The following is a 1,510-nucleotide window of genomic DNA, read 5'->3' as shown; positions in this document are numbered from 1 at the left end:
ATTTCATCAGAATTATCTGATAAAAACAATATTTCTTCAGGTTTTAAACCTATTTCTTCAGCTATATATTCATAAGACTGATTTTCTTTTTTATTTCCTATTTTTGTATCAAAATGTCCCGAAAGCCAGTCTAAAATATTGCCGTAGTTTGTGTGGGAAAAAAACAGTTTCTGAGCTCCTACAGAGCCAGAAGAATATATATAGAGTTTATATCTATCTTTCCACTGCTTCATTTTTTCATAGGCATCTTCATATAAAGGAGCTTTTAATTGACCACTTTTAAAACCATCTTTCCAGATTAACCCTTGTATATCTTTTAAAGGAGCTATTTTCCTATCCTCATCTATCCATTTTTTTAATGTCTTTATTATTTCTTCTTCAGTTAAGTTTTTTCCTTCAATTTTTTTAACTTCATCTAATATTTCTCTTACTTCAGGGTTTTCTTTGTTTTCTTTCACAAAACTTTCCATCTTATCTTTTGAATAAGGAAATAAAACCTCTTTAACAAAACTTATAGGAGCTACTGTTCCTTCTATGTCAAGTAAAATCGCCTTAACCATAACACCTCCTAATACTAAAATTTTGCTTAATACTCTACCATATCAAAATTTCTTCATAAGATATTTTCTTGGTCGTATTTAATTTCTGAAGTATTACTTCTCGCACATACCTTAAATATTCTTCTCTAAAAATAACAAACCCATTATCAAGTTTAATAAAATTCTTGTTAAAAACATCCAAGGCATTCTGATATTTGACTTTTGCACTTTTCCTAACCCTGGGATTAGCAATTTTATTTTTTAATTCATCAACATTGATAACTAAGTATGGTATTTCTACAACAATATTTGCATACTTCTGTTGTCTCTTTGTAAATATTCTATCTGATGCTTCTCTTCTATATGACACTTTCTTAACCTGAATTGCAATTTTTACTTTATTTAATTCTACAACCTTAGTTTCCAATTCAAGAGAGAAGTTTAAATAAAAAAACTCCAGTGGCAAAATAAAGATAAAAACCACTGGAGGAAAACCAATGACATATAAAGATTATATAACAACAGTTTATGTAATTGTAGACGAGGTATTAAAGTTGATAGGACATAAACACAAAACAAATAAGCCTAAATTTTCAGATAGCGAGTTAATAACCCTTTTAGTTTATGCCACAACATTTAGAAAAGGAGAAATAAAATCTACACTAAAAGAATTTAAAGAAAACTACAGCGATATGTTTCCTTATGTGCCAGAGCTACCAGCCATTGTAAAAAGAGCAAAAAAGTTGAAAAAGTTAGTAAAAATTTTAATTATACTGGTAAAAAATTTGCTATCAAACAAAGAATCACTAATTGCAATACTTGATACAAAACCAATTCCAGTTTGTGAACTTACAAGGATAAAAAGATGTAAAAAGGTAAGTGGGAAATTATATAAAGGAAATAACGGACATAGAGAATGGTTTGGGTATAAATTAGGACTAATAATAGATACTTATGAACAACCTATATCG

General features: G+C 28.5%; 2 protein-coding genes and 1 pseudogene. 1 reads left to right on the top strand and 2 read right to left on the bottom strand.

What is annotated here, in order from left to right; translation table 11 throughout:
- Positions 1-560, bottom strand: a 560-nt coding sequence (gene mtnC / locus HG1285_RS01850; RefSeq protein WP_008289285.1) for an acireductone synthase, incomplete at its 3' end; no start/stop codon positions are given.
- 34 nt (positions 561-594) lie between these two features.
- On the bottom strand, positions 595-1,005 hold the full coding sequence (locus HG1285_RS17940; protein WP_008289284.1) for a TaqI family restriction endonuclease: 411 nt from the start codon (positions 1,003-1,005) through the stop codon (positions 595-597).
- 31 nt (positions 1,006-1,036) lie between these two features.
- Between HG1285_RS17940 and HG1285_RS01855 the strand changes: the two are divergent.
- Positions 1,037-1,510: pseudogene (locus HG1285_RS01855) on the top strand (IS982 family transposase); the annotation flags it as partial.

It is taken from the genome of Hydrogenivirga sp. 128-5-R1-1 (assembly GCF_000171895.1).
Note: the sequence above shows the minus strand (reverse complement) of the source record. Positions and strands in the feature narration are given on the sequence as shown.